Source organism: Paenibacillus macerans (assembly GCF_900454495.1).
GTDB classification, from domain to species: Bacteria; Bacillota; Bacilli; order Paenibacillales; family Paenibacillaceae; genus Fontibacillus; species Fontibacillus macerans.
In genome coordinates this window covers 2,286,382-2,310,834 of sequence record NZ_UGSI01000001.1, presented here as the reverse complement: position 1 = coordinate 2,310,834, position 24,453 = coordinate 2,286,382, and the positions used below count along the sequence as shown (strand labels likewise).

Annotated in this window: 19 protein-coding genes and 1 pseudogene; 16 read left to right on the top strand and 4 right to left on the bottom strand. The window is 51.4% G+C overall.

All coding sequences use genetic code 11. The features are described 5' to 3' along the window. Window positions 1-24: 24 nt before the first annotated feature. From DYE26_RS10355 to DYE26_RS10335, 5 genes are all read left to right on the top strand, one after another. Window positions 25-1,479: a sulfatase gene (locus DYE26_RS10355; protein WP_036623974.1), complete on the top strand. Its 1,455-nt coding sequence runs from the start codon at window positions 25-27 to the stop codon at window positions 1,477-1,479. Window positions 1,480-1,529: 50 nt separating this feature from the next. Then, window positions 1,530-3,236 (top strand): glycoside hydrolase family 3 protein, encoded by a 1,707-nt coding sequence (locus tag DYE26_RS10350; protein WP_036623973.1) that lies wholly within the window; start codon window positions 1,530-1,532, stop codon window positions 3,234-3,236. A 101-nt stretch (window positions 3,237-3,337) separates the two neighbouring features. Further along, window positions 3,338-3,979 carry a beta-phosphoglucomutase gene (pgmB, locus tag DYE26_RS10345; RefSeq protein ID WP_036623972.1) on the top strand — a complete coding sequence of 214 codons (642 nt, stop codon included), beginning with the start codon at window positions 3,338-3,340 and terminating at the stop codon, window positions 3,977-3,979. A 189-nt stretch (window positions 3,980-4,168) separates the two neighbouring features. Continuing rightward, window positions 4,169-5,737, top strand: coding sequence for a PTS transporter subunit EIIC (locus tag DYE26_RS10340; protein WP_036623971.1), 1,569 nt, complete (start codon window positions 4,169-4,171; stop codon window positions 5,735-5,737). Between the two features lie 5 nt (window positions 5,738-5,742). Then, window positions 5,743-6,453, top strand: a complete 711-nt coding sequence (locus DYE26_RS10335; RefSeq protein ID WP_036628376.1) for an N-acetylmannosamine-6-phosphate 2-epimerase — start codon at window positions 5,743-5,745, stop codon at window positions 6,451-6,453. Window positions 6,454-6,510: 57 nt separating this feature from the next. On the opposite strand, the gene DYE26_RS10330 is transcribed toward DYE26_RS10335, so the two are convergent. Beyond that, window positions 6,511-7,314, bottom strand: a complete 804-nt coding sequence (locus DYE26_RS10330; RefSeq protein WP_051985535.1) for a MurR/RpiR family transcriptional regulator — start codon at window positions 7,312-7,314, stop codon at window positions 6,511-6,513. A gap of 232 nt (window positions 7,315-7,546) precedes the next feature. Between DYE26_RS10330 and DYE26_RS10325 the strand changes: the two genes are divergently transcribed. From DYE26_RS10325 to DYE26_RS10295, 7 genes and pseudogenes are all read left to right on the top strand, one after another. After that, on the top strand, window positions 7,547-9,034 hold the full coding sequence (locus DYE26_RS10325) for a sulfatase-like hydrolase/transferase (protein WP_051985534.1): 1,488 nt from the start codon (window positions 7,547-7,549) through the stop codon (window positions 9,032-9,034). 17 nt (window positions 9,035-9,051) lie between these two features. Beyond that, window positions 9,052-10,377, top strand: a pseudogene (locus DYE26_RS10320) (MFS transporter). 86 nt (window positions 10,378-10,463) lie between these two features. Further along, the gene (locus DYE26_RS10315; protein ID WP_036623969.1) at window positions 10,464-11,141 is read left to right on the top strand and encodes a FadR/GntR family transcriptional regulator; all 678 of its coding nucleotides are present in this window, start codon (window positions 10,464-10,466) and stop codon (window positions 11,139-11,141) included. Between the two features lie 686 nt (window positions 11,142-11,827). Beyond that, window positions 11,828-13,288 (top strand): sulfatase family protein, encoded by a 1,461-nt coding sequence (locus tag DYE26_RS10310; RefSeq protein WP_036623968.1) that lies wholly within the window; start codon window positions 11,828-11,830, stop codon window positions 13,286-13,288. Window positions 13,289-13,337: 49 nt separating this feature from the next. Next, window positions 13,338-14,165, top strand: a complete 828-nt coding sequence (locus DYE26_RS10305; protein ID WP_082207834.1) for an ABC transporter permease — start codon at window positions 13,338-13,340, stop codon at window positions 14,163-14,165. After that, entirely contained in the window at window positions 14,162-14,956 is a 795-nt protein-coding gene (locus tag DYE26_RS10300) for an ABC transporter ATP-binding protein (protein WP_036623967.1), read from the top strand. The genes DYE26_RS10305 and DYE26_RS10300 overlap by 4 nt, the downstream gene beginning before the upstream one ends. Before the next feature lie 13 nt (window positions 14,957-14,969). Next, window positions 14,970-16,034 (top strand): aliphatic sulfonate ABC transporter substrate-binding protein, encoded by a 1,065-nt coding sequence (locus DYE26_RS10295; protein ID WP_051985533.1) that lies wholly within the window; start codon window positions 14,970-14,972, stop codon window positions 16,032-16,034. A gap of 29 nt (window positions 16,035-16,063) precedes the next feature. Here DYE26_RS10295 and DYE26_RS10290 read toward each other — a convergent pair whose 3' ends face one another. From DYE26_RS10290 to DYE26_RS10280, 3 genes are all read right to left on the bottom strand, one after another. Further along, complete coding sequence (locus DYE26_RS10290) at window positions 16,064-16,786, bottom strand: response regulator transcription factor (protein ID WP_051985532.1); 723 nt, start codon at window positions 16,784-16,786, stop codon at window positions 16,064-16,066. 29 nt (window positions 16,787-16,815) lie between these two features. Next, on the bottom strand, window positions 16,816-18,318 hold the full coding sequence (locus DYE26_RS10285; RefSeq protein ID WP_036623966.1) for a sensor histidine kinase: 1,503 nt from the start codon (window positions 18,316-18,318) through the stop codon (window positions 16,816-16,818). Window positions 18,319-18,486: 168 nt separating this feature from the next. Next, window positions 18,487-19,737, bottom strand: a complete 1,251-nt coding sequence (locus DYE26_RS10280; RefSeq protein WP_227872635.1) for an anaerobic sulfatase maturase — start codon at window positions 19,735-19,737, stop codon at window positions 18,487-18,489. Between the two features lie 208 nt (window positions 19,738-19,945). Here DYE26_RS10280 and DYE26_RS10275 point away from each other — a divergent pair, with 208 nt between their 5' ends. From DYE26_RS10275 to DYE26_RS10265, 4 genes are read left to right on the top strand one after another with little or no spacing between them, the layout of a single operon-like run. Further along, entirely contained in the window at window positions 19,946-20,962 is a 1,017-nt protein-coding gene (locus tag DYE26_RS10275; protein ID WP_036623965.1) for a helix-turn-helix domain-containing protein, read from the top strand. Continuing rightward, window positions 20,959-22,785: a cache domain-containing sensor histidine kinase gene (locus tag DYE26_RS10270; RefSeq protein WP_051985531.1), complete on the top strand. Its 1,827-nt coding sequence runs from the start codon at window positions 20,959-20,961 to the stop codon at window positions 22,783-22,785. The genes DYE26_RS10275 and DYE26_RS10270 overlap by 4 nt, the downstream gene beginning before the upstream one ends. Window positions 22,786-22,798: 13 nt before the next feature. Continuing rightward, on the top strand, window positions 22,799-23,326 hold the full coding sequence (locus DYE26_RS34525) for an extracellular solute-binding protein (protein WP_255310273.1): 528 nt from the start codon (window positions 22,799-22,801) through the stop codon (window positions 23,324-23,326). Continuing rightward, window positions 23,229-24,314 carry an extracellular solute-binding protein gene (locus DYE26_RS10265; protein ID WP_306436779.1) on the top strand — a complete coding sequence of 362 codons (1,086 nt, stop codon included), beginning with the start codon at window positions 23,229-23,231 and terminating at the stop codon, window positions 24,312-24,314. Before DYE26_RS34525 ends, DYE26_RS10265 begins: the two co-directional genes overlap by 98 nt. Window positions 24,315-24,453: the final 139 nt, after the last annotated feature.

The window sequence follows — 24,453 nt, the reverse complement described above, 5'->3', positions numbered from 1 at the left end:
ATTTTGGAAGGAGAGGATTTTGCAATGAAAGCCATTATGCTTATGTTTGACACGTTAAACCGGAGAATGCTTCCCCCTTACGGATGCGATTGGGTGCATGCTCCCAATTTCCAAAGATTGGCCGAGAAAACCGTGGTTTTCGATCACGCTTATGTCGGCAGTATGCCCTGTATGCCGGCGCGCCGGGAACTGCACACGGGAAGACACAATTTTCTTCACCGCAGTTGGGGGCCGATGGAGCCGTTCGACGACTCGATGCCGGAGCTCTTGAAAAATAACGGCGTATATTCCCACATGGTGACTGACCATCAGCATTATTGGGAAGACGGAGGAGGCACATACCACCCCCGTTACAGTTCGTACGAACTGATTCGCGGGCAGGAAGGCGATCCCTGGAAAGGCGAGGTGGCCGATCCGGAAATGCCGGATATGATCGGGATGCAGCACGATTTAGTCCGGCAGGACTGGGTTAACCGGAAGTACATTTGCGAAGAAAAGGATTTTCCGCAGGCGCAGACAATGGAAAAAGGCCTGGAGTTTATCCGGCAAAACTGCGGCCAGGATCGCTGGTTCCTGCAAATTGAAACCTTTGACCCGCATGAGCCGTTTTTCGCCCCGCAAAAGTACCGGGATTTGTATCCGCACGAGTACAACGGCAAGCATTTCGATTGGCCGCCGTACGGCCCGGTGAAGGAGACGAAAGAAGAAATCGATCACGTACGGTACGAGTATGCGGCTTTGCTTAGCATGTGCGATCATTATTTGGGCAAAGTGCTGGATACCATGGATGAACTTGATCTGTGGAAGGACACGATGCTGATCGTCAACACCGATCACGGCTATTTGTTGGGAGAACATGACTGGTGGGCCAAGTCGATCATGCCTTTCTACCATGAGATCGCGCATATGCCGTTGTTTATTTGGGACCCGCGCAGCCGGAAGCGCGGGGAGCGGAGGAACAGCCTGGTGCAGATGATCGACATGGCTCCGACGCTGCTGAAGTACTTTGGTTTGGATGTTCCAACGGATATGCAGGGGCAGGATCTGAAGGATACGATCGATCAGGACCGGCCGATCCGGGAGGCGGCATTGTACGGGATCCACGGCGGGCACGTGAATGTGACCGATGGACGTTACGTTTATATGCGGGCGCCAGTGTCCAAGGACAATTCGCCGCTGTACAACTATACGCTTATGCCTACGCATATGCGCAGCCGGTTTTCGGTTGAGGAGTTGAAGGAGGTAAGCCTTCAGGAGCCTTTTTCGTTTACCAAAGGGGTGCAGACGCTGAAAATCAAAGCATCCGGTTCCAGGCATTGGCATTCCTTCGGCACACTTCTGTTCGATACGGAGGCAGATCCTTTGCAGCAGCAGCCGATTCAGGATCCGGAACTGGAGCAAAAAATGATCGGCCTGCTCAAGGAGCGAATGGAGGCGAACGAAGCGCCGGCCGAACAGTATGTGCGGTTAGGAATATAGCCCGGTGGGCAGATGCACGAAAAATTTTATTTCTTGAGGAGCTGAGAAACATGGTTGATTTGAAAGCCAAACCGTTTAATTTGTCCGCTGAAGATATCGATTGGGTGGAGCGGACGCTTGCAGGAATGACGCTGGACGAGAAGGTCGGGCAGCTGTTTTGCCTGGTCGGCTATTCCGATGAAGAAGAATATTTGAAGCGGCTGGCGGCGGAATACAAGGCCGGGGGTTTGATGTGCCGGCCCATGCCGGCGCGGGATATTCTGAATACGGTGCAAACGCTGCAGCGGAACGCCAAAATTCCAATGCTGATCGCGGCCAATTTGGAGAAGGGCGGTTCCGGCATCGCCGAAGAAGGCACCACCATCGGATCGGTGATGCAGGTGGCCGCCACCGATGACGACGAGATGGCCTACAAACTAGGTCTCGTCTGTGGACGCGAAGGCGCGGCGGTGGGCTGCAACTGGGCGTTTGCGCCGATCATCGACATCGATTACAACTTCCGCAACCCGATTACCAATACGCGCACATTCGGCTCCGATCCGGAGCGGGTCCGCCGCATGGGCATCCAGTATGTCAAAGGCGTGCAGCAAAGCGGTGTCGCGGCTTCGATCAAGCACTTTCCGGGCGACGGGGTCGATGAGCGGGACCAGCATCTGGTGGAAAGCGTCAATTCCTTGTCCTGCGAGGATTGGGACGCCACCTACGGCGCCGTGTACAAGGCCTGCATCGAGGAAGGCGCGATGACGGTGATGGTCGGTCACATCCTGCAGCCGGCCTACAGCCGGAGGCTTAATCCGGCACTAAAAGATGAGGAGATTTTGCCGGCCTCTTTATCCTACGAATTGGTGACGAAGCTGCTGAAAGAACAGCTCGGCTTTAACGGTCTGGTGGTGACGGATGCTTCAACGATGGCGGGAATGATGATTTCGATGCCAAGATCGCAAGCCGTTCCGCGGGCAATCGCCGCGGGCTGCGATATGTTCCTGTTCTGCCGCAGCCTGGAAGAGGATTTCAGCTATATGAAGCAGGGCATCGAGGACGGGATCATCACCGAAGAGCGCTTGAATGAAGCGCTGACCCGGATTTTGGGGCTGAAAGCGGCCTTGAAGCTGCACCGCAAGCAGGCGGAGGGGACGCTCGCCCCCAAGCTGGAGGAAGCGCTCAAGGTGCTGGGCGCGAAGGAACACCGGCAATGGTCGGTCGAGTGCGCGGATAAGGCGGTCACCTTGGTCAAAGAAGAAAAAGGGGTGCTGCCGATTCATCCCGACAAATACAAACGCGTCCTTTTCTATGATATTGAATCCCAACAGGGAGTGGCGTACAGCGCGCGCGTCGGGGCCGCCGAACTGTTCAAGGAGAAGCTCAAGAACGAAGGATTCGAGGTGACCACGTTCGAGGTGAATCCCGGGTTTGAAGGCATGATGTCGGCGCAAAGCGAAGTGCTCGGCAAATACGATCTGATCATCTATTTGGCCAATATGGTGACCAAAAGCAACCAAACGGTGGTGCGGATCGAATGGAAGCAGCCGATGGGGGCCAATGTGCCGACCTTTATGACCACCATTCCGACGCTATTCCTTTCGGTCGAGAATCCGTACCACCTGTTGGACGTGCCGCGGGTAAAAACCTATATTAACGCCTACAATTCGAACGACAATGTGCTGCAGGCGCTGCTCGACAAGCTGATGGGCCGGTCGGAGTTCAAAGGGACAAGCCCGGTCGATGCGTTTTGCGGCCTGTGGGACGCCAGATTGTAAGCAGGATCAAGCTATCGCGACAGGAAGCTGCCGCAATTCGCTGCGGAGATGATAGAGCTGCAGGAATCAAGAGAGAAAGCGGAGCAGGAGGAGGGAGAAGCATGAATCGGCGGTATCAGGCGGTCATTTTCGATTTGGACGGGGTGATCGTCTCGACGGATCATTATCACTTTCAGGCGTGGTCCGAGTTGGCCCGGCAGGAGGGGATCGCATTCAACGAGCAAATCAATCACCGGCTGCGCGGCGTCAGCCGCATGGAAAGTTTGGAGATTATCTTAGAGAAAGCAAGCAAGCGTTATACGCCGGTGGAGAAGCTGGAGCTGGCCGAGCGGAAAAACGAGGTTTACCGCGGTTTGCTGGGCAACCTGACCGATGGCGATATGCTGCCGGAGGTGGCGGATACTCTGTCCGTCCTCCGCGAGCGGGGATACAAAATCGCTATCGGTTCGTCCAGCAAAAATACGCCTATCATTTTGGAGCGGATCGGCTTGTCCGGTTATTTCGACGCGGTGGCGGACGGAAACGGGATCAAAAACAGCAAACCGGACCCGGAGGTGTTCCTGCTGGCGGCCGGCAAGCTGGGCGTTCCGCCCGCAGGCTGCCTTGTCGTTGAGGACGCGGAAGCGGGAATCATCGCGGCCAAACGCGGCGGCATGGCGGCAGCGGCCATCGGCGAGGCGCGAAGCTGCCACGAAGCGGATTATTCATTGACGAAGATCGAAGATTTGTTGCTGATCGTGTAAATAGAGTGCAAAAAATGATGCCAGAGGACGCTTGTACAGCGCCTTGGGCATCTTTTAGTTTTTTTGGACTATAGTTTGAGAAGTAACGTAATATATTACACGACATGAAAGCGATTTATATTTTTCTTGACGAAAATTATTTTCATATTTATCATAAGAATGAAAATAGATTTAGAGGAGTGGTCGCTCATGAAACGATACTTTGAGAAGGCGCAAAAATTCGGCAAATCCTTCATGCTTCCCATTGCGGTACTGCCAGCTGCAGGTCTTTTGTTAGGCATCGGCGGCGCATTATCGAATCCAAATACGATCAGCTCCTATCCGCTTCTGCAAATCATCTGGCTGCAGCAGATTTTTACCGTGATGAGCAGCGCCGGAAGCATTGTGTTCGATAATCTCGCTTTGATCTTCGCCATCGGCGTAGCCGTGGGGATGGCAAGAGCGGATAAAGGAACAGCGGGACTGGCAGCGGGGCTGTCCTATCTGGTGATGAATGCCTCGATCCATGCGATGTTGATCAATACCGGGAAGCTTGCCGCAGACAACCTGGCAGGTGCGGGCCAGGGCATGGTGCTGGGAATTCAAACCTTACAGACAGGGGTTTTGGGAGGAATTGTTGTCGGATTGGTCACGGCGTGGCTGCATAACCGGTACAATAAAATCGAGCTTCCCCAGTTTCTTGGCTTTTTCGGCGGTTCCCGGTTTATTCCGATCGTTTCGTCGTTTGCGGCCATCTTCATCGGCATTGCCTTATTTTTGGTCTGGCCGACAATCCAAACCGGTATAGCTAGCCTCGGCAGTCTGGTCGACAAAACCGGTTATATCGGGACGCTGTTTTACGGATTTTTCTTGCGTATGCTGGGGCCTCTGGGGTTGCATCATATTTTCTACCTTCCCTTCTGGCAAACCGGTTTGGGAGGAACCATGGAAGTAGCGGGCAAAGTATACGAAGGAACGCAGAATATCTTTTTTGCGCAATTGGGCGATCCCGCAACCGGGAAATACTTTATCGGGACATCCAGATTCATGTCAGGCCGGTTTATCACGATGATGTTCGGTTTATTGGGTGCCGCGCTGGCCATTTACCATACGGCTAAACCTGAACGTAAAAAAGTGGTTGGCGGATTGATGCTGTCTGCCGCGCTCACTTCATTTTTAACAGGGATTACAGAGCCTTTGGAATTCTCTTTCTTGTTTGTAGCTCCCGTCCTGTACGTGATTCATGCCGCATTTGACGGGTTTGCTTTTATGCTGGCGCACATTTTCGAAATTACCATCGGCCAGACGTTCTCCGGCGGATTGATTGACTTTATCCTGTTCGGAATTCTCCAGGGCAATGGGAAAACCAACTGGATCCTGGTGCCGATCATCGGTGTAATATGGTTCCTCCTGTATTATTTCACGTTCCGGATTTTGATCGTTAAACTGAATCTGAAAACGTTGGGGCGTGAAGATGAAGCAGTGGCTGATTCGGAGGCAGCAGCTCCAGGGAACGGCGGTACTTCATCGCCGCCCGGAGAATCCAGATCGGCTGCCATATTGAAGGCGCTTGGCGGTACGGAAAATATTACGGACCTGGATTGCTGCGCTACGCGGCTGCGGGTTACGGTCATCGATAAGGATAAGGTGCAAAAGGACGCATTTGCAGCTACAGGAGCTAAAGGTGTTGTATTTGTCGGGAACGGAGTGCAGGTGATTTACGGACCTCAGGTCACGGTAATCAAGAATGAAATTGAAGAATATTTGGAAACGGAGTAATGGCAATGAATGATCTGGAAAGACTAGGATTAAAAGGCGGTCTCGTTGTATCGTGTCAGGCATTGGAGCATGAACCCCTTCACAGTCCGTATATCATGGGCCGAATGGCGGTAGCGGCCAAAGCAGGCGGGGCCATTGGGATTCGGGCCAACACGGCAATAGATATCAAAGAAATTAAAGAGCAGGTTGATCTGCCCGTCATCGGAATTGTAAAAAGAAACTATGGAACCAATCCGGTGTTCATCACACCGACGATGCGTGAAATAGACGAATTAGCCGAAGCCGGGGCGGAGATCGTAGCCTTGGATGCAACGCTCCGGCCAAGACCGGACGGCAGGACATTGAAGGAGTTTGTCGGCGAGATCCGCCGTAAATATCCTCGGCTGCTGTTGATGGCAGATATCTCGGCAACAGCTGAAGCGGTGAATGCGGAACAACTTGGTTTTGAATTGATATCTACGACTTTAGTCGGTTATACAGAGGAGACGGCCGGAAGTAAACTGTACGATCATGATTTTGCCATATTAAAAGATATCGTGTCCCATGTGAAGACTCCGGTTGTGGCGGAAGGAAACATCATGACGCCGGAGATGGCGGCAAGCTGCCTGAAAGCAGGAGTATACTGCGTTGTCGTTGGCGGAGCCATCACCCGTCCGCAGCAGATTACGGAACGCTTTGTATCGGAGATTGCAAAATTACAGCACCGGACAAAATAATATTTTTGCAAAAGAGCGAGTATCGGCGGCCGGATTTCTGCCAATGCTCGCTCGTTCTTATTCCGCTGAATAAAGCGCCTGCAGTGTTTGCTGCCGTGCTTTCATTAAATTTTCGTCTTCAAGCAAGAGAAGAGACATAACGTCCAAAATATAAATGATGGCGAGCTGGCTGTTGATGAAATTCACGTCTCCCGATCGTCCAATATCCGGCGTGAATAGACAAATATCCGAAACTTCGGAGAGGGGGGTATGGTCAAAGTTGGTGATTCCGATGACTTTGGCGCCTCTTTTTTTGGCCTGACCCAAAGCATGGCTTACCTCTGTCGTACGTCCCGAGTTGGACAATCCAATCACAACATCATTTTTCCCGAGAAGGGAGGCGCTCATCGTCATCATATGTGAATCCGTAACAGCATCGGCCACAAGATTCATCCGGGTTAGTCTGTATTTAAATTCCAGGGCGGAGAGGCCGGAACTGCCCAAACCGTAAACATAGATTCTGCGGGATTTCTTAATCAGTTCAACCACTTCTTCAATTCTTCCGGTATCCAGCATTTCGGCCGTCGCATTTACGATGTCATTGTACAGATTTTGCGTTTTGACAAAAATATCCGTATCATTGCGAGGCTTTTGGGCTTCCCGGTTCAGCAGAATTTTGAAATCGACAAAAGTGTCGCAGCCCACTTTCTTGCAAAAACGGGTAATTGTTGACGTTGAAGCATTTGTATACGAGGCCAAATCCTTAATATTGATATTGTTAATGGATTGCCGATTGCGTATCACGTAATCGGCAATCTCTTTTTCCTTGGCTGAAAATCGTTGATATTCAAGCTGCAGTATGTCAATGACACTGGAGGACATCACAAAAAGCCTCATTTCTATTAGGATGGTATATGATCCATTTTAACAGTAGGTTTCCGTGAAAACAAAACAGAATAAAAAGGATTGAAGCATCCGCAAAGATCCTATATAATAAAATTCATCATACCAATATATAAATTGATCATACAAATATAAGGAGGTGGTTGTTACCGGCTGATGTTACGTTTATCGGATTGAAATTTTGCGGTTAGATTTTGGAGGAGGACATAAAGTGGGAGAACACAGCAGTAATACAAAGAAAAATGTTTTATTGATCACGGTGGATCAGTGGCCGGGAAGTTTATTGGGGAGTCAAGGCAGAGACGACTTTTTTTCGCCTACACTTGATGAGTTGGCCAAAGTCGGCGTGATTTTTGGTAACGCATACAGTCCGACGCCGGTTTGTATTCCGGCCCGGCGGGAGATCATGACGGGAACAGGTTCAAGAACGCATGGGGACAGGACGTTTAATGAATTTCTAAAAATGCCGGATGTTCCTACGCTTCCCGAAGTTTTCAACAACAACGGCTATCAAACGTATGCCGTCGGAAAATTGCATGTGTATCCGCAAAGAGCGCGGATCGGATTCGATGATGTCATTTTAAATGAAGAAGGGAGGAAGGTTAACTTTCCCCATGAGATGAGGGAGGATGATTATACCCGTTTTATCAACAGAGAGGGATATGCAGGATTGGATTTTGCCCATGGCATGTCAAACAACAATTATATAACAAGACCATGGCACTTGCCGGAGGAGTTGCACCAGACGAGCTGGACATCCAGGCAAATGTGCGAACAAATTATCCGCAGAGACCCGACGAAACCTGCTTTTTTGTACTGTGGTTTCACGGCACCGCATCCGCCGGTTGTTCCTCCCCAAGTTTTTATGGATATGTACAACGATGTGGATATTGAGCGCCCCTATATCGGCGATTGGGCGAAGGATGCGGAATCCGTCCCGTATCCTGTGAAGTATTACAGCAGTCTATACGACATTAAAACGGAAAATTCACTTCGCAAAGCCAGAAAGGGTTTCTATGCCTCCTGTACCCATATAGATTATTCCATTAGGTCGATCATCGGGACGCTTAGGGATGAGAAAATTCTCGACAACACGATCATTGTCATTACATCCGATCATGGAGAGATGCTGGGCAATCACAATCTATGGGGAAAAAATCTCTTTTATGAAGATGCCGCTAAAGTTCCTTTAATCATCGTGCCTGCCATAGATCGTGGAGACTGGGGATTTAATACCACCGATGACCGATTGGTGGAACTGAAAGATATTATGCCTACATTGCTTGATATGTGCGCTCTCCCCATACCTGAAACGGTAGAAGGTATATCCCTGGTGAATAAAAAGAACAAGAGAGATTACGTCTACGGAGAACTATGGGAAGATGACAGAGCCACGAGGATGATCCGTACGGAACAATTTAAACTCATTTACTATGCTGTCGGGAATCAGTTTCAGTTGTTTGATTTGGTCCATGATCCCCAAGAAATGGTGGATCTCTCCGGTAACGCCCAGTATGAGAACGTAAAAGCAGAACTGACGGAAATTTTAATATCGCATTTATATGGCAATGATGTTGAGTGGTTGGAAGGCGGGAAGCTTATAGGAAAACCATCCAAATCATTCGCATATAAACCCGTTCAAGACAACTGCGGTATTTTAAGCAACCGCGATTTACTGTTGCAGCGCGGAATTCGATAATAAGCGGGAGGTTTAAAATGAACAATCTTCAAGTCAAAAGAAGCCATATTCGCTGGACGATCATAATCATGTTATTTATCGTTTCATCTCTAAATTACGCTGACCGGGCGGCCATCTCCATCGGTGCTCCATCCATGCAAAATGAACTCGGAATCAGTGCAGTCGCGTTAGGTTATATATTTTCAGCTTTTTAATGGGCCTATGTCGGCGCCCAAATTCCGGGCGGATGGCTGCTTGATCGTTTTGGATCCAAAAAAATCTATTTCCTTAGTATTTTCTTTTGGTCCCTCTTTACGCTTTTTCAAGGATTCGTTGGATTTCTTGTAGGCGCAGCACTAATTGCGACCCTTTTTATTTTAAGATTTTTAACCGGATTAGCGGAGGCGCCGGCCTATCCTGCCAATAGCCGGATCACGGCATCCTGGTTTCCCACGAAAGAAAGGGGGACGGCAGCTTCGATCTTTTCTTCGGCCCAGTATGGAGCAACCGTTATCTTTTCTCCTCTTATGGCGTATGTAACACAAACCTATGGTTGGAAAAGCAATTTCATCCTTATGGGAACGCTTGGAATTGTGTTAAGTCTTGTTTGGCTGAAGTCGATCTATAGTCCGAAAGATCATCCGCGCATCAATAAGGCCGAGCTGGACTATATCGAGCAGGGTGGAGCTATGGTTGATTTGGATACCAAAGCGACCTTGGACAATAAAGAATCAAAATGGCCTTATATTAAACAATTGTTAAAAAACCGGATGATGATGGGGATTTTTTTCGGGCAATATTGTATTAATGTGATGACTTATTTTTTTCTGACCTGGTTTCCGATCTACTTGGTAAAAGATCGCGGCATGTCCATTCTGAAAGCGGGTTTTGTAGCTTCTTTGCCGGCACTTTGCGGTTTTGCGGCGAGCATATTAAGCGGAATCTTTTCGGATTACTTGATTAAAAAAGGATGTTCTTTAACCGTAGCAAGAAAAGTTCCCATCATAGCGGGTATGTTGATGTCCATGACGATCATCGGCTGTAATTACGTGAACTCGGAAGGCCTTGTTATTTTTCTGATGTCTTTAGCGTTTTTTGGCAAAGGATTCGGCGCGCTTGGCTGGTGCGTGGTTTCCGATGTTGCGCCCAAAGAGGCGCTTGGCATCAGCGGAGGTTTGTTAAATACGTTTGGAAATATTGCCGGTATTATCACGCCGATTGTAATCGGATACATTATTCAAGGAACGGGGTCCTTTAATTTAGCGCTTGTCTACGTTGGGATCCATGCTCTGGCGGCAATTTTATGTTATTTGTTTATTGTAGGTAAAATTGAAAGATTTAAATTACAGAAGCCTAAGTTGTAAGCGCTTAATAGCCGTTCCTATTCCCTCATTAATAGTAAGATGTTATACTTGCATTATTATGAAAATATTATTAATGGGAGAACAACATGGCTGAACATTTTTCCGGTTCAGAAAAAGTTCCGTTTTCTAAAATCTTATACAATTTTATCTTACAAAAAGATTATAAAAGCGGAGATAAACTTCCCACAGAACGGGAACTGTCGGAACACTTTGGCGTGGGGAGAAGTTCGGTTCGTGAGGCGTTAAGCGGATTGAAAGCATTAGGAATCATCGAGGTCCGGCAAGGATCGGGATGTTATGTGAAGGAAATCAATTTGGCATCGCTTCTGCTTCCGATCCAGGGACAACTTTACAATAAACGGATCCTTGTTGAAGAAATTATGGAAACAAGAGTGGCGATCGAGTTGGAAATTATCCGGCTGGCCGTAAAAAGGGCCACTCCCATCATGTTGGATAAAATTGAATCCTACTTAACCTCGGTTGAGCAAGATTCCGCCCAACATTTTGCCTTCGAACAATTGTTGGCCGAAATGGCGGGAAACCGTATATTAATCATGATGCAAAGTTTAGTCCATGAGCTTTGGCGCGATATCACAAGCAAGGGCTGGCGGCGTAGAAGCATGGAAATTAGCCATCAAGAACATCTGGATATTTTCCGCAGTATTAAAAACAGAGACTTGCCGTCTGCGCTCACAAAAATGGAAAACCATCTGTTGTGGGGCGTAAAATACTTTGATGAAATGAATGATCCGACGCAAAGCTAATATTGTAAAACGATGGAGAGCCGGATCCGCCGAAATGCGGACGTCTGGTTCGGGGAAGGGCCTGGGTGTCAAACTATCCTCACGGATGGGGCGACCCAGGCCTATTCGGTTTTCGAGGTGACTTCATGGATAGATCCAGTAGTTGTAGTAAAGCGATCGCCCACCCGAGCGCCCTTGCTTCCTATTCCAGCTTTCCTGGTCTATTGTTGAATGGAATAGTTGCAAAAAGTACAGTTACTTATCCGCAAATGCTACCACAGCGCTTGATTAAATGTAAAACCTGCAATTACTCCGCTATCTTTTGAAGAAAAGGCAAAAATACGAGGAAATAGATGTATGAAATGCAATTAAACGAATGATTAGGTAAATGGATATAAAGTTAGTTGTATGATTTGCAATTAATGGTCAGAGTGGGGCCGGTCAAACATTACTTTTGCCCGCCATCTGACCAGGCGAAATAAATAGAAAGCGGTTCGTACTCCGTCTACACAGCAATCAGCGGCTAAGCAGATTTTGGTTCTGCGAAAGTTGAGTTATAAGTTAAGTGACCGGCTCGGCCGAAAAAAGGTTTGAAAAAAGTTCAAACTTATTTTATCCGCGACGAGTCTTTATAATCCTAATTGAAAGCGCATTCAATAAAATTGAAGGAAGCGCTGCTCTCAAAAAAACGAACGGGGGGAACACGGGTGAGAATTATTTATTTTGATATCGATTCGCTCCGGCCCGACCATATGGGGTGCTACGGATACGAAAGAAACACGACGCCGCACATCGACCGGATCGCGGCGGAGGGGGCCCGCTTTAACGGTTGCTACACCGCGTCGTCGCCTTGCGTGCCTTCGCGGGCCAGCTTTATGTCGGGACGTTTCGGCATCAACCACGGGGCGCTGACCCACTGGGGGCCGGGCTGCGATTTCGATTATCCCGACGGGGACGGCCACAGCCGGACGGTTCCGTTTTTTACGCGTTATTTGCGCGAGGCCGGGTACAAGACGGTGACGTTTTCCTCCTTCGGCGACCGGCACCATGCCTGGTGGTATTTCGCCGGTTGGAACGAGGTGCACACCCATTCGCTGAAAGAAGGCAACGAAGATGCGCACGAGGTGAATGCGGCGGTTATTCCCTGGATCAAGGCGCATGCGCACGAGGAAAACTTTTTCCTCCATATCCAGTATTGGGACCCGCATACGATGTACACATATCCGAAGGAATATGCGGATCAGTGGAAGGACGTCCCGGCAAAAGCGTTTCCCGATGCCGCAACGATCGAAAAGCACCAGGCGGACCGGTTTCCGCGCTCGGCAGCTCTTCTGCATACGGCAAGCCGTATTCCGGAGACGATGCCCGAGCGAATCCGGGACCGGGAGGATTTCATCCGGCTGATCGACGGTTACGACGGCGGCATCAGCTACATGGACCGCTGCATCGGGGAGATCATGGAGACGCTGCGGGAGATGGGGATCGAGGATGAGGTATGCTTCGTCATCAGCGCGGATCACGCCGAATCGTTTGGCGAGCACGGCATTTACATGGAGCACGCCAACGCCTCGGAGTCGGTTCACCATATCCCGCTGATCATCAAGGCGCCCGGAGTGACGAAACCCGGCACGATCGCGGACGGGCTTGCCTACAACGTGGACGTGATCGCCACGATTACCGACATGGTCGGTTTGCCGGTACCGGAAGGCTGGGACGGCCAGTCGTTCCTCCCCGCTTTGAAGGGCGAAGCCTGGCCGGGCCGGGACCATCTGGTGATGGACCACGCCTTGTACGCTTGCCAGCGGGCGGTCAGGGACAAAAAATGGTACTATATGCGCACCTATCACGAGGGGCTTTACCGCTACGATCCCGTGGCGCTTTACAATATGGAAAACGACCCGTATCAGACGGCGAATGTCGCCGGCGAGCATCCGGACGTCGTCCGGGAAATGGATCACCGCCTGATGAACTGGCTGCATGAGCATGCGGGAAAACCGGGCGGCAAGACCGACCCGCTGCAAAAGGTGATCCGGACCGGACCGTTCAAATATGTCACCGTGAGCCAGTGGGTCAAGCGGCTGCATGACGAAGGGTACTACGAAGACGCCAAGGAGCTCGCGGCAAAGTATTCGCATGAAACGCTGGAATCGGCTTACGGCTCGGCATAAAGGCATAAACTTCGGCCCTACGAGAACAGTATAGAAAGGTTTGTTCGATATGACGACAAAAACAACCAAAATCGAAAGCCAAGCCGTCCGGCAGGCGGAGGGCCCCCGGAAGACCTGGAGCCAAATTCCGGGCGGTGTGATCATCCTGTTGTCCTTCGCCGTTGGAATCGCCTTTTGGGCGCTCATCTCCAGAATTCCGTCGGTCGGAGCGATCGTATCCGACCCGGTTACGATCGTGAAAACCTTTATACAGGAGCTTTCCAGCGGCAGGCTGTGGACCAATATTTATGCCAGTCTGTTTCGGGTTCTGGGCGGGTTTGTGCTGGGACTGGCGGCGGCCATCCCCGTCGCTTTCCTGATGGGCTGGTACAAGCCGGTCCGCATGATCGTCGAGCCGTGGATTCAGTTTTTCCGCACGATTCCCCCGATCGCGCTGATTCCGCTGGTCATTGTCGTCCAGGGCGTGGGCGAGGGGGCGAAGCTGTCGATCATTTTCGTCGCGACCTTCCTGGTTATGGTGATTTCGATCTTTCAGGGCGTCGTGAGCGTGGATCCTACGCTGATCAAGGCGGCGAAAGTGCTGGGCGCGGGCGACAAAGACATTTTCTTCGAAGTCGTGGTCCCCGCCTCGTTCCCCTATATTCTGGTCGGCGTGCGCTTAGGGTTGGCCAGCGCCTGGACGACGCTGGTTGCGGCGGAACTGACCGGAGCGAACAAGGGAATCGGCAACATGATCATGGAAGCGGGCTTGTACTTCCGCATGGACATTATCATCCTGGGCATTATCATCATCGGGATCATCGGTCTGGCCATGGACAAAGTCGTTTTGTTCCTGGAGAAAAAACTAACGGGTTGGCAGGAGTTGAGAAAATCATGAACGCAATCGCGGAAAAGACGCCGAAAATCGAAATCGATAATCTGTCCAAAGTGTATCAGGGGCGATCCGGCCCTGTCACCGCCCTGCAAAACACGCAGCTTGCGATCGGCCAAAACGAATTCGTCTGCGTCGTCGGGCCCAGCGGCTGCGGCAAAACGACGCTGCTCAACATCATCGCCGGGCTTGAAAACGCAACGACCGGCACCGTAAAGGTGGAGAACCGGATCGTCACCGGCCCGGGCAAGGAACGGGGAGTCGTCTTCCAGCAGTACGCCTTGTTTCCCTGGAAAACCGTGCTGAAAAATGTGGAATTCGGCTTGAAGCTTAGAGGCTTGGGGGCCAAGGAGCGCAGAGAGCGAGCCGAAAAGTATCTGGAGCTGGTGGGGCTGAAAGACTTTGCCAACGCCTATCCGAAGGAACTGTCGGGGGGTATGAAGCAGCGGGTGGCGATTGCCAGAGCGTATGCCGTGGAGCCCGAAGTGCTGCTGATGGACGAGCCGTTCGGCGCCCTGGATGCGCAGACGCGGGCGCAGCTGCAGGAGGAACTGCTGAAAACGTGGGAGAAGGAAAAGCGCACCATCTTTTTTATCACGCACGACGTGGAAGAGGCGGTTATTCTGGCGCAGCGCGTCATTATTATGAGCGCAAGGCCGGGCCGGATCAAGGAAATGATCGATGTCGACATTCCATACCCGCGGACGCAGGAAACCAAATTGTCGGACCGCTTCGTCGAAATCAAAAACGAGATTTGGTCGAAGGTTTACAAAGAATATATGGATGTCAAAAAATAAGGGGGATTCACCTATGAAAAAAGTAAGCGTTTTAATGATGGCATCGCTGCTCGGTCTGACGCTGATCGCCTCGGCTTGTTCATCCGGGCAAGCGGGAACGGGCGCGGGAACAGGCGCGGGAACAGGCGCTGGAACTGAAAATCAACCGCCGGGGGCATCGGGCGAGACGCCCGCGATCAACGTAGCGTATATGCCGGATATGCACGGCGCAACGCCGATCGTCATCGGCGAAGAGAAGGGCTTCTTCGAAGAAGCGGGAATTAAAGTCAATGCGGTGAAATTCTTGAGCGGTCCGCCGGAGTTTCAGGCGATGGCTTCGGGCGACATCGACATCGCGTATATCGGTCCCGGAGCAACGTTTCTCGCCGCCCAAGGCCAAGGCAAAATCATCACCGTCGACAGCCTGAATACGGGTGATGCCGTGCTGACCAGAGCCGATTCCGGCATCGACAGCTGGGCGGATCTGAAAGGAAAAACGGTCGGCGTGCCGAAAGGAACGTCCGGCGAGATGATCCTGAACCTGGGACTCAAGTCCGCCTCGCTTAAACCCGAAGACGTTAATATCATGAATATGGACGTGGCCGGAGCCGTATCCGCTTTCGTGTCCAAAAAAGTCGACGCGGTTGCGATCTGGTCCCCCTATACGGCCGAGATCGAAAAGCAAGTCGGAAAAGAAAACATCAAAGTGCTGGGCAATAACGAGACGTTTTTCCCGGACTATGTGTTCCCGCAAAGCTGGGTGGTAAGGCCCGCGTTTTTGGAAGAGCATCCGGACCTGGTCGAGAAGTTTTTGAGCGCGTTCTCCAAAGCGAACGATTACCGCATCGCCAACCTGGAAGAAGCGGTCAAGCTCACCAGCGAATTCACGCAAGTGCCCGAAGATTCGTTAAGCATGCAAATCGAAACTACGCAGTGGTTGACGACGGAAGAGATGGTCAAGCATTTCGAGGACAACACGGTGTATACCTGGTTTGAAAGCCTGGAGAGTTTGTTCGTCGACAACGGCAAAATGACGGAAGTCGTTCCCGCGGAACAATTCGTCAGCAAAGATACTTTCCTGAATGCCGTGAAAAAATAAGCTCCGCAGGTAAAAGGGGACAGGACGCCTTAGCGGGCGGCCCTGTCCCCTTTGTTCACTTGGCGGAAAAACGGAACGGCTCCCATCTCGTTGATCAGGTTGACGATTTCCTTCGTCCGCGACTTGTTGAATTTTTTGAGCAAAATATTGATCTGCGATTTGATCGTCGACATTTCGACTTGACGTTCGGCGGCGATTTCGGAGATCTTTTTGTGTTTTAGCAGCAAATCGATGATTTCCATTTCCGTCGGGGTCAACTGGGATAAAACATTGATGGAATCCAGCAGCGACTCCTGGTTATGGCGGATGCGCCTGAACTCGTTTCTGATTTTATAAGCGATTTCCGGGCGGATCGGAGACGAGCCGTTGTAGGCCATGCGGATGCTGTCCAGGATCTCGTGTTCCTCCGCGGTTTTCAGCACATAATCCACCGCCCCGGAATCGAAGGCGCTGAACACCGTTTCATCGTCCTCGTGTACGGTCAAAAAAATGATCCGCACGTCCGGATACGTCTGAATCGTTTTTTTGGCGGCGAGGATGCCGTCGTGCTTGAAATCCATTTCGATGTCCATAAGCACGACATCCGGCTTAAGCCGCTCGACCATATCGCAGGCGGCTTTGCCGCTGAAGGCGTGGCCGACGAGCTCCATGTCTTCCGCGGTGTCCACCATCAAACGGAAATGCTCGTTCAGAATGTCGAAATCCTCGACGACGAGAACGCGAATGATCATTGATCCGGGTTGTTTTTGCATACGAGAGCTCCCTTTCTTTGCGGCGGATTTTAATCGGTGATATAGATCGGCAAAAATATCTGAAACGTCGTTCCGGCTCCGGGAGCGCTGGTTACGTCGATATAGCCGAAGTGGCCGCTAACGACCTGCTTGGTGTAGGAGAGGCCCAGCCCCCAATTGCGATTCGTGTTTTTGCTGGTGTAAAAGGGGTCGAAGATCTCCCCCAGCTGCTCCGGCTCGATTCCGCTGCCGTTATCGATCATCCGAATGACCAGCCACTTTTCCTCGGAATACGCTTCAATCCGCACCCGTCCTCCCTGTTGGCTGTCGATGGCCTCGACGGCATTGACGATAACATTGTGAAGGGCGTCGGACAGGTGGCCGGCATCCGCCAATATTTTCGGGTCGTCCTCCGGCGCTTCGTATTCGATGCGAATCGAATCGGGTATCCCTTTGAGACTGCCGAGCAGTTCCTCCATAAAAGCGCCTGCGGAAACGGGCCGCAGCTGGAGAAAATTCGTTTTGAACGACTTGTACAGCTGGTCGAGCCGGTCCAGGGTATGGTGGATGATCGCTCCCGACTGCTCGAGTTGCTGGAGCAACTGCGAATCGGCGCCGGAACGCTCTTCCCTGAGCCTGGCCGTTTGTTCCATCTTTTTATTCAACACCTGCAGCGTAAGGAGCTGGTTTTTCAAGGCGTGGGTAAAAATTTTTGTGCCCATGTCGGCGGTTTTGAGTTTCCGTTCCAGGCGCAAATCGAGCTTCCCCATATTTTTTTCGACCCTTGTATAACGCCAGATGGCCAGCAGGCTGACGAGCGAAACGCCGCCCGTAAACAAGATGCTGAAATACCATTCGAACAAATTGAGCGGCGGATTAAAATTCGAAAAATCGGAGTAAAGCACATAATAGGTCCGGATATCCGTCACCTGCAAAGGCCCCATGAAGCCGAGGTAGAAATAAAATCCGTTCAGCCCAAGCAGGCCGAGCAGAATAAAACTGATTTGTTTTTTGATCCAGGGAATCGTGATGTTTCGATATCTCCGCAAAATCAAAAAGAAGGCGACCAGCGCCGATAATACGATCCACCCCCGGGTGACCCAGCCGATGACGAACGTGTACTTTCGCTCGACCGTGTTCAATATCCATTTATAAACGACGGGGTCGTAGAACACGATGTTGAGGAGGGGAAGGAGGCTGTTCAGCGCAATATACTTCCATAATTTTTTGAACGGCTTGTTCAAATAAAGCGTGATCGCAAGGCTGAGCAAACCGAAAATAAACACGGACCGCCCGATCGTAATCATGCGGCTGATGTCCCCGATTTGCAGCGGGGAGTGCAGCAGCACGTTGCGGATCGCTTCATTAAAGAACAATACTCGATTGACCTTGAAATAAAATCCGCCGTACTTGGCCAGAAACAGGACCAACCCGGACATGCTCAGAAACCAGCCGAACAGCACGCAAGCCATCCAGTAGGCGGCAGGGCTGCGGGCTTTGGTGACAAACAAGATGAGGGCTGACCCCATTAGGAACAACAGCAGAAGAGTCATAGGGACGGCTCCTTTGGTTGGTTTACCGGAAGTGATTAACCGACGGTAAGCGCTTTCTAAAAGTAATGGTTTCATTATAAAGGATCGTACTACTGCCTGTCATGAGGAAGGATGTGTAAAAGAAACAGGAGCCGTGGATTCAGCTCCTGTTCCTATTATTTTCAAAGGTTAGATCGCACCGCAGCACGCCTTATGCTTCTTGCCGCTGCCGCAAGGGCAAGGCTCGTTGCGGCCTGGAGCTTTGCCGGCGAAATAGCGCTGCAAATTGTGGCTGTAAAGCTCCTTGCGCAGCTTATCGCCCATTTCCTGCATTTGCTCATGAGCATGGGCATAAATCTGCTTATAGCTTTGGCAGAAGAAATCCGGAGCGGACTCGGTTCCCTCAGCGTTCCATTTACGGTTCCGCGGGCAGCCGCCGTAGCATAAACGCTGCCATTCGCAAGACCGGCATTTGTCCGGCAAAGCCGGCTTCATCCGGTGGAAGCGCTCGTAGTTCGGATGGGCCAGCATGTCGGCGATGGAAGCGCTGGCCACATTGCCGACGGTCCACTGTTCATTGATGAAGAAATCGCACGGAAAAGCATCGCCGTTTTGCTCAAGCACGAGGCTCGTCGGACATGCCGCCCGATGCACGCACAGCTCCGCTTCGCGGTTAATGTAAACGCTCAGCATGTTATCGAAGAAGCGTACGGAAACCTGCGGGTCGCCGCCATTGTACCACTCGTCGAACACTTCGCAGAGGAAGTCGCCGTATTCCCCCGGCGTAATTTCGTAGACACCGGGCTGGTCCACTTGCTGGGAACGGAAATCCATGCAGGGGATGAACTGGACGTAGTCGAAGCCGTGCTCCCGGTAAAACGCCATCAGTTCCTTGGCTTTGCCTACGTTTCCTTTATGGATCACCGTCAAAATATTAAAATCGACCTGGTGCTTCCGCAAATGCTCGATGCCGGCCATAACCCGGTCGAAGCTGCCTTTGCCCTTGGAAGTCACCCGGCGGGCGTCATGAATCTCCTTGGGGCCGTCGAGGCTCACGCCGATCAGAAAATTATAGGTTTTAAAAAATGAAGCCCAGCGGTCATTGATCAGCGTGGCGTTCGTCTGCAGCGAGTTGCTGATGATCGTATGCGGCGGGGCGTGCAGGGCTTGCCGATAAACGACTTCCTCGAAAAACTCCAGCCCGGCCAGCAGCGGTTCCCCGCCTTGCCAGGCAAAGTTGGCGGCGCCTTGGCTGTGCTCCATGTAATTCTTGATGAATTTATCCAAAATGGCGGAATCGATCCGGTTGATTTTTGGCCCCGGCTTACCGCCGCAGGTGCTGTAATAACAATAATCGCACGCCAGATTGCAGTCCTCCGACACGGTTTTCCACATCACGCCGATGTTGGAATGGCGGGTTGTCATGCAGTTTCCCGACAAAGCGATCCCCCCTGTCTTATGTTTAATTCTATGATTATTTCAAAGATATCATTCAGTCTAAATAATGTCAAAATAATAAAAAGTATTCAAGTAAAGCGCTTTTACTAGATTTATACAGCGGGAAAACTCCTGTTCTTTATTCTAATATGAAATTATCTTTGCTATAGTCAGTTAATGAAGAGATTATAAACTACTCCGGGGGATGCATATGTTCCATGTATTGGTTGCCGAGGATGAAGTTTGGATTCGCAACGGGATCGTGGAGATGATCGAGCGGTTTGGGCTTGATTTCAAAGTCGTGGCCCAGGCCAGCGACGGAATGGAGGCCTGGAATCTGATCAACGAAGTGTGGCCGAACGTCATTATCACCGATATCGTCATGCCGGAGCTCGACGGGTTGTCTCTGCTCGGCAAATGTGATGAATACAAGCTGGGCATCGTTCCGATCGTGATCAGCGGCTACGAGAACTTTGCCTATGCCCGGCAGGCGATCCGGTACGGAGCGACGGAATATTTGCTGAAACCGGTCGTGGCCGAGGATTTGAGACAAGCCTTGCTGCGCTCTTTGGAACGGCTGCAGAGCTCCGTGCACCTGTACGAGCCTCTCCATCAGATTCAGGAATTTCTGGGCGTGATGGAAGTGTGGGATCATCAACGTTTGGTTTCTGAAGCCGGCCGGATCCTTGGTTTCATCTATAAGGTGAAGGCTGCGAATCCGGGGATTCGAAACGGACTGCTCCGCATTTTCTCGGACAAGCTGAACGAGCAGCTAAGGAGTATCGATCCGCATCACCAAAACCTGGAGCTCGGGGAGGCGACGGGCAAACCCGCGGCACAAGCCCATTTTGCGCATTTGCTGGAGCAGTGGTCGCGCCGCTTGAACGGGGCCTCCTCCGGCCGGAAAAGCTTTCTGGGCAAGCGGGTGAGCGAATATGTTCAGCAAAATTACGCCAGGGAGATCACGCTCGCGCAAATCGCGGAGTATACCGATCTTAGCGTTTCCCGGTTTTGCGTGCTGTTCAAGCAGCATTACGGGGACTCTTTTATCAACTATTTGAACAAATACAGAATCGAGAAAGCAAAGCAGCTGCTGCTGGAACCGGATCTGAAAGTTTACGAGGTGGCCGATATGGTCGGGTTCTCCTCCTTGCCCTACTTCAACCGATTGTTCAAGAACCTGACGGACGAGTCGCCGGGTGAATACCGCAGGAGCCTGGGCTTATGAATATCAATCTTTCTCCCTTGCGTTCCATCAAGCAAAGAATGATCGCGCTGTTTTTCGGGCTAAGCCTTTTGTCGGTGTGCCTGACAGCCGGATTTTCCCACTATTTCTACAGCAAAGCGGTCAAAGAGGAATTCGTGATGATCGCGGAAGAAGCCACGGGACGGCTGAACCATCATCTGGAGTTTTATTTCCGGCAAATGAAAAAATCGACGAACACGCTGCTGAACACCGATCTGGTGCAAAAATGGCTGAACGAGGGCTACACTCCCCATGTAGAGGATATCGCCGGAATTGAAAAGGAAATGAACACTTATGTGTCATTCAATTTTCGGGAAATCAACAATATGTTTCTCGTTTCGAATGACCGGCGGGTTCTTCCGCTGAACAACAGCTATATCCCGGAAGACCGGCGCATGATGGAAGCCTGGTTTAAGGACGTCCGGGAAGTTACGGTATTGCCTACCCATCGCCTGAACGAAAACGGCCCCTTGGTTATGGATATGATTATCCCGATTTACAGCACGCAAACGACGGCGCAGATCGGCAAGCTGGTGCTGCAGTTTTCTTTGACCGAAATCGACGCTGCCTTCGATAAATCCCGGCTGGGGAAAAGCGGCTACTTCTTCCTGTTGTCGAAAGAAGACATCGTGGTCAATCATCCCGAGAAGGAGTGGGTGGGCAAGGCGCGGAAAGACACGCCGCTCGGCGGACTGAATTTGGATCCGGAAAACGCCACCGGCGCCCAAACGTGGAACGGCGAAGCCTATCTGGTTTCTGTCTATGAATGGCAGTATACGGGGTGGAATATCGTTTCCGTTGTCCCTTATGCCGAGATGGCCAAAGGGTTGAACTCCGCGGTTTTATCGACGATGATCGCTTTGGCCATCCTTGGGGCTTGCATCCTTTTGATCATTCCTTTCCTGGTGTCTCAGTTTGTAGGCCCGATCAAGCATATGAAAACGAGGATGGAACGGGTCGCCAAAGGCAATCTGGAGGCCAGAGCGTCGCAAATCTCCGGCATCCATGAATACCAGGTGCTGACCAACAGCTTCAATTATATGGTGGAGCAGCTAAACGATCTGATGCGGGAAATCTCCGAATACAAGGTAAAAGAGGTCGAACTGCAGTTAAGGCAAAGCGTGGCCACGGTCAGAGCGCTGCAAAACCAAATCAATCCGCATTTGCTGTACAACACGCTGGATATTATTAAGAGCATCGCCTATTTGGAAGATGTTCCGCTGATCGAGAAAATCGCCCACAACTTGGCGGACGTATACCGTTATGCTTCCAAAGGATCGGATCAGGAAGTGACGCTGCGCGAGGAGCTAAGCGTGTTGATCAAGTATCTGGACATCGTGCACATCCGTTATCCGAAAAAATTCGAAAGCAGTGTCCGGGTGAACGAGAAATTTATGGAGTGTCCGATCATCAAGCTAACGATTCAGCCGATCGTGGAAAATGCCGTCAAATACGCCGTGGAAGCGAAAGGCGGGAATGCGACGATAATTGTGAACGCTTACGACGAGGGCTGCGATCTTGTCGTCGAAATCGCGGACAACGGCCCGGGAATTCCGGAAGCGCGGCTTGCGGAACTAAGAGGACAATTCCGCGGAAGTTCGTCCGCCGAAGATACGTTCAGAGGCGAGTCCATCGGACTGGCGAATGTCCATGCGCGGCTTCGCTTGAAATACGGCGAGCCTTACGGAATCTCCGTACATTCTTTCCCGCGACGCGGCAGCGTGGTCAGCATCCGGATTCCTTTCGGAAACGGAAACGAAAACGAAACAGGCGATGCGGTCCGAACAGGCAAAAAGTGCGAGTGAAGGGAGGATAGGCATGAAAAAATGGTGCATGATGCTGTTGTCCGCGTTTTGGCTGGCCGGGCTGTTTGGATGTTCCAGCGCTGCCGGGAACCGATCGGCGGGGGAAGCGGCGACCGGCAGCGGGAAGACTGGAGCACCCGTAGAACTGAATTTGATGACGTTCAGCTTTGCGGGAGGAGGCTGGCCGGAGGATCATGCGGTCGTCCGAGAGCTGAATAAACGGCTGAACATCAAGCTGAACATCGAGTGGATCCCTATGGACGTTTACGGGCAGAAGTTGAACGTATTGGCGGCTTCCAATGATTTTCCCGATGTATTCTTGGTCGAAGGCCCGGAATTCAACAAGTGGAAAGACAAAGGTGTCTTTACGGATATCGAACCTGAGCTTACCAGGTACCCTAATTTCACGAAATATTTGAGCCGCGAATACTTGGAGCTGATGAATCCCAAAGGAAAAATGTACGGATTGCCGTTTTATATTTACGGACACGCGGGATTCTCTGATCATCCGCAAGGATTGGCTGGACAAGCTGGGGCTTAAGGCGCCAACCACGGTAGATGAATTTCTCGAAGTCGCCAAGGCGTTTGCGCAGGAGGACCCGGACGGGAACGGCAAGGACGATACTTACGGGTTTTCGTTCAGCATCGTCAACGGCAAATTGACCAATCTGGATGCGATTATAGGCGCTTTCGGGTTGGGGAACGAATGGAGCGAGCAGGATGGGCGGCTTGTTCCGCTGCAGGTGCAAACGAAGGAGCTCAAGCCGTTTCTCGCTTTTCTCAGGGAGGCTTATTCGTCAGGGGCGCTCGACCCGGAATTCGCCACAAACAAGGTCAAGGATCCGCTGGCCAAATTGGAGGCCGGAAAAGTCGGCATCGCCACCGTCGTCCCCAACGAATTTTATACCTCAACGCTGCCGGCCTTGAAAAAGAACGCCCCCGGGGCCGAACTCGTCCAATTGATTCCCCCGAAAGGACGGGGCGGACTGCAGGCGACGCATACGATCGGGAACACGAGCAAAATCGTCGTCAACGCCCGTATCGCCCCCGCCAAGCAGCAAAAAGCGCTGGAGCTGTTGAATTACCTGCTGTCCGACGAAGGCTACGATTTGATCAAAAACGGCGTTGAAGGCATTCACTACCAAAGAACCGCCAAAGGAACGTTCGAAAAGCTCCCGGCGTTTGACAAGGACCGTCCGCAGCTGCTCTCCGTGTGGTTTTTCCGCCGCTATGACCCGGAGGTCCAGATCCGCAAGTGGGATGATCCGCAGTACGCCGAAAACGTCCTGAAGTTTTATGAAACCAATGCCAAGTATCGTTGGAAAAATCCCGCGGAAGGCCTGTCCAGCGAGACGTTTGATCAAAAAGGCCTCCGGCTTCTGGGAAGATGGGTGGACACGATGAGCAAGGTGGCCATGGATCAGCTTCCTTTAAGCGCCGTGGACGAGGCGGCCGCGGCCTGGAAGCGGGACGGCGGAGATCGGATCATCCGGGAGATCAATGAGGAGTACCGGAAGACTAAGGAATAACATACCCGAGTTGCGGGATATCCCGGCCATGCACATGTTGCATGGCCTTTTTTGGCTCAAGCTAGAAGTCGGCGGCGCTCGATAGCCGGCTGCCGGAACGACCGACCGCCGGCCTTCAACATAACGGCACTTTATGTCC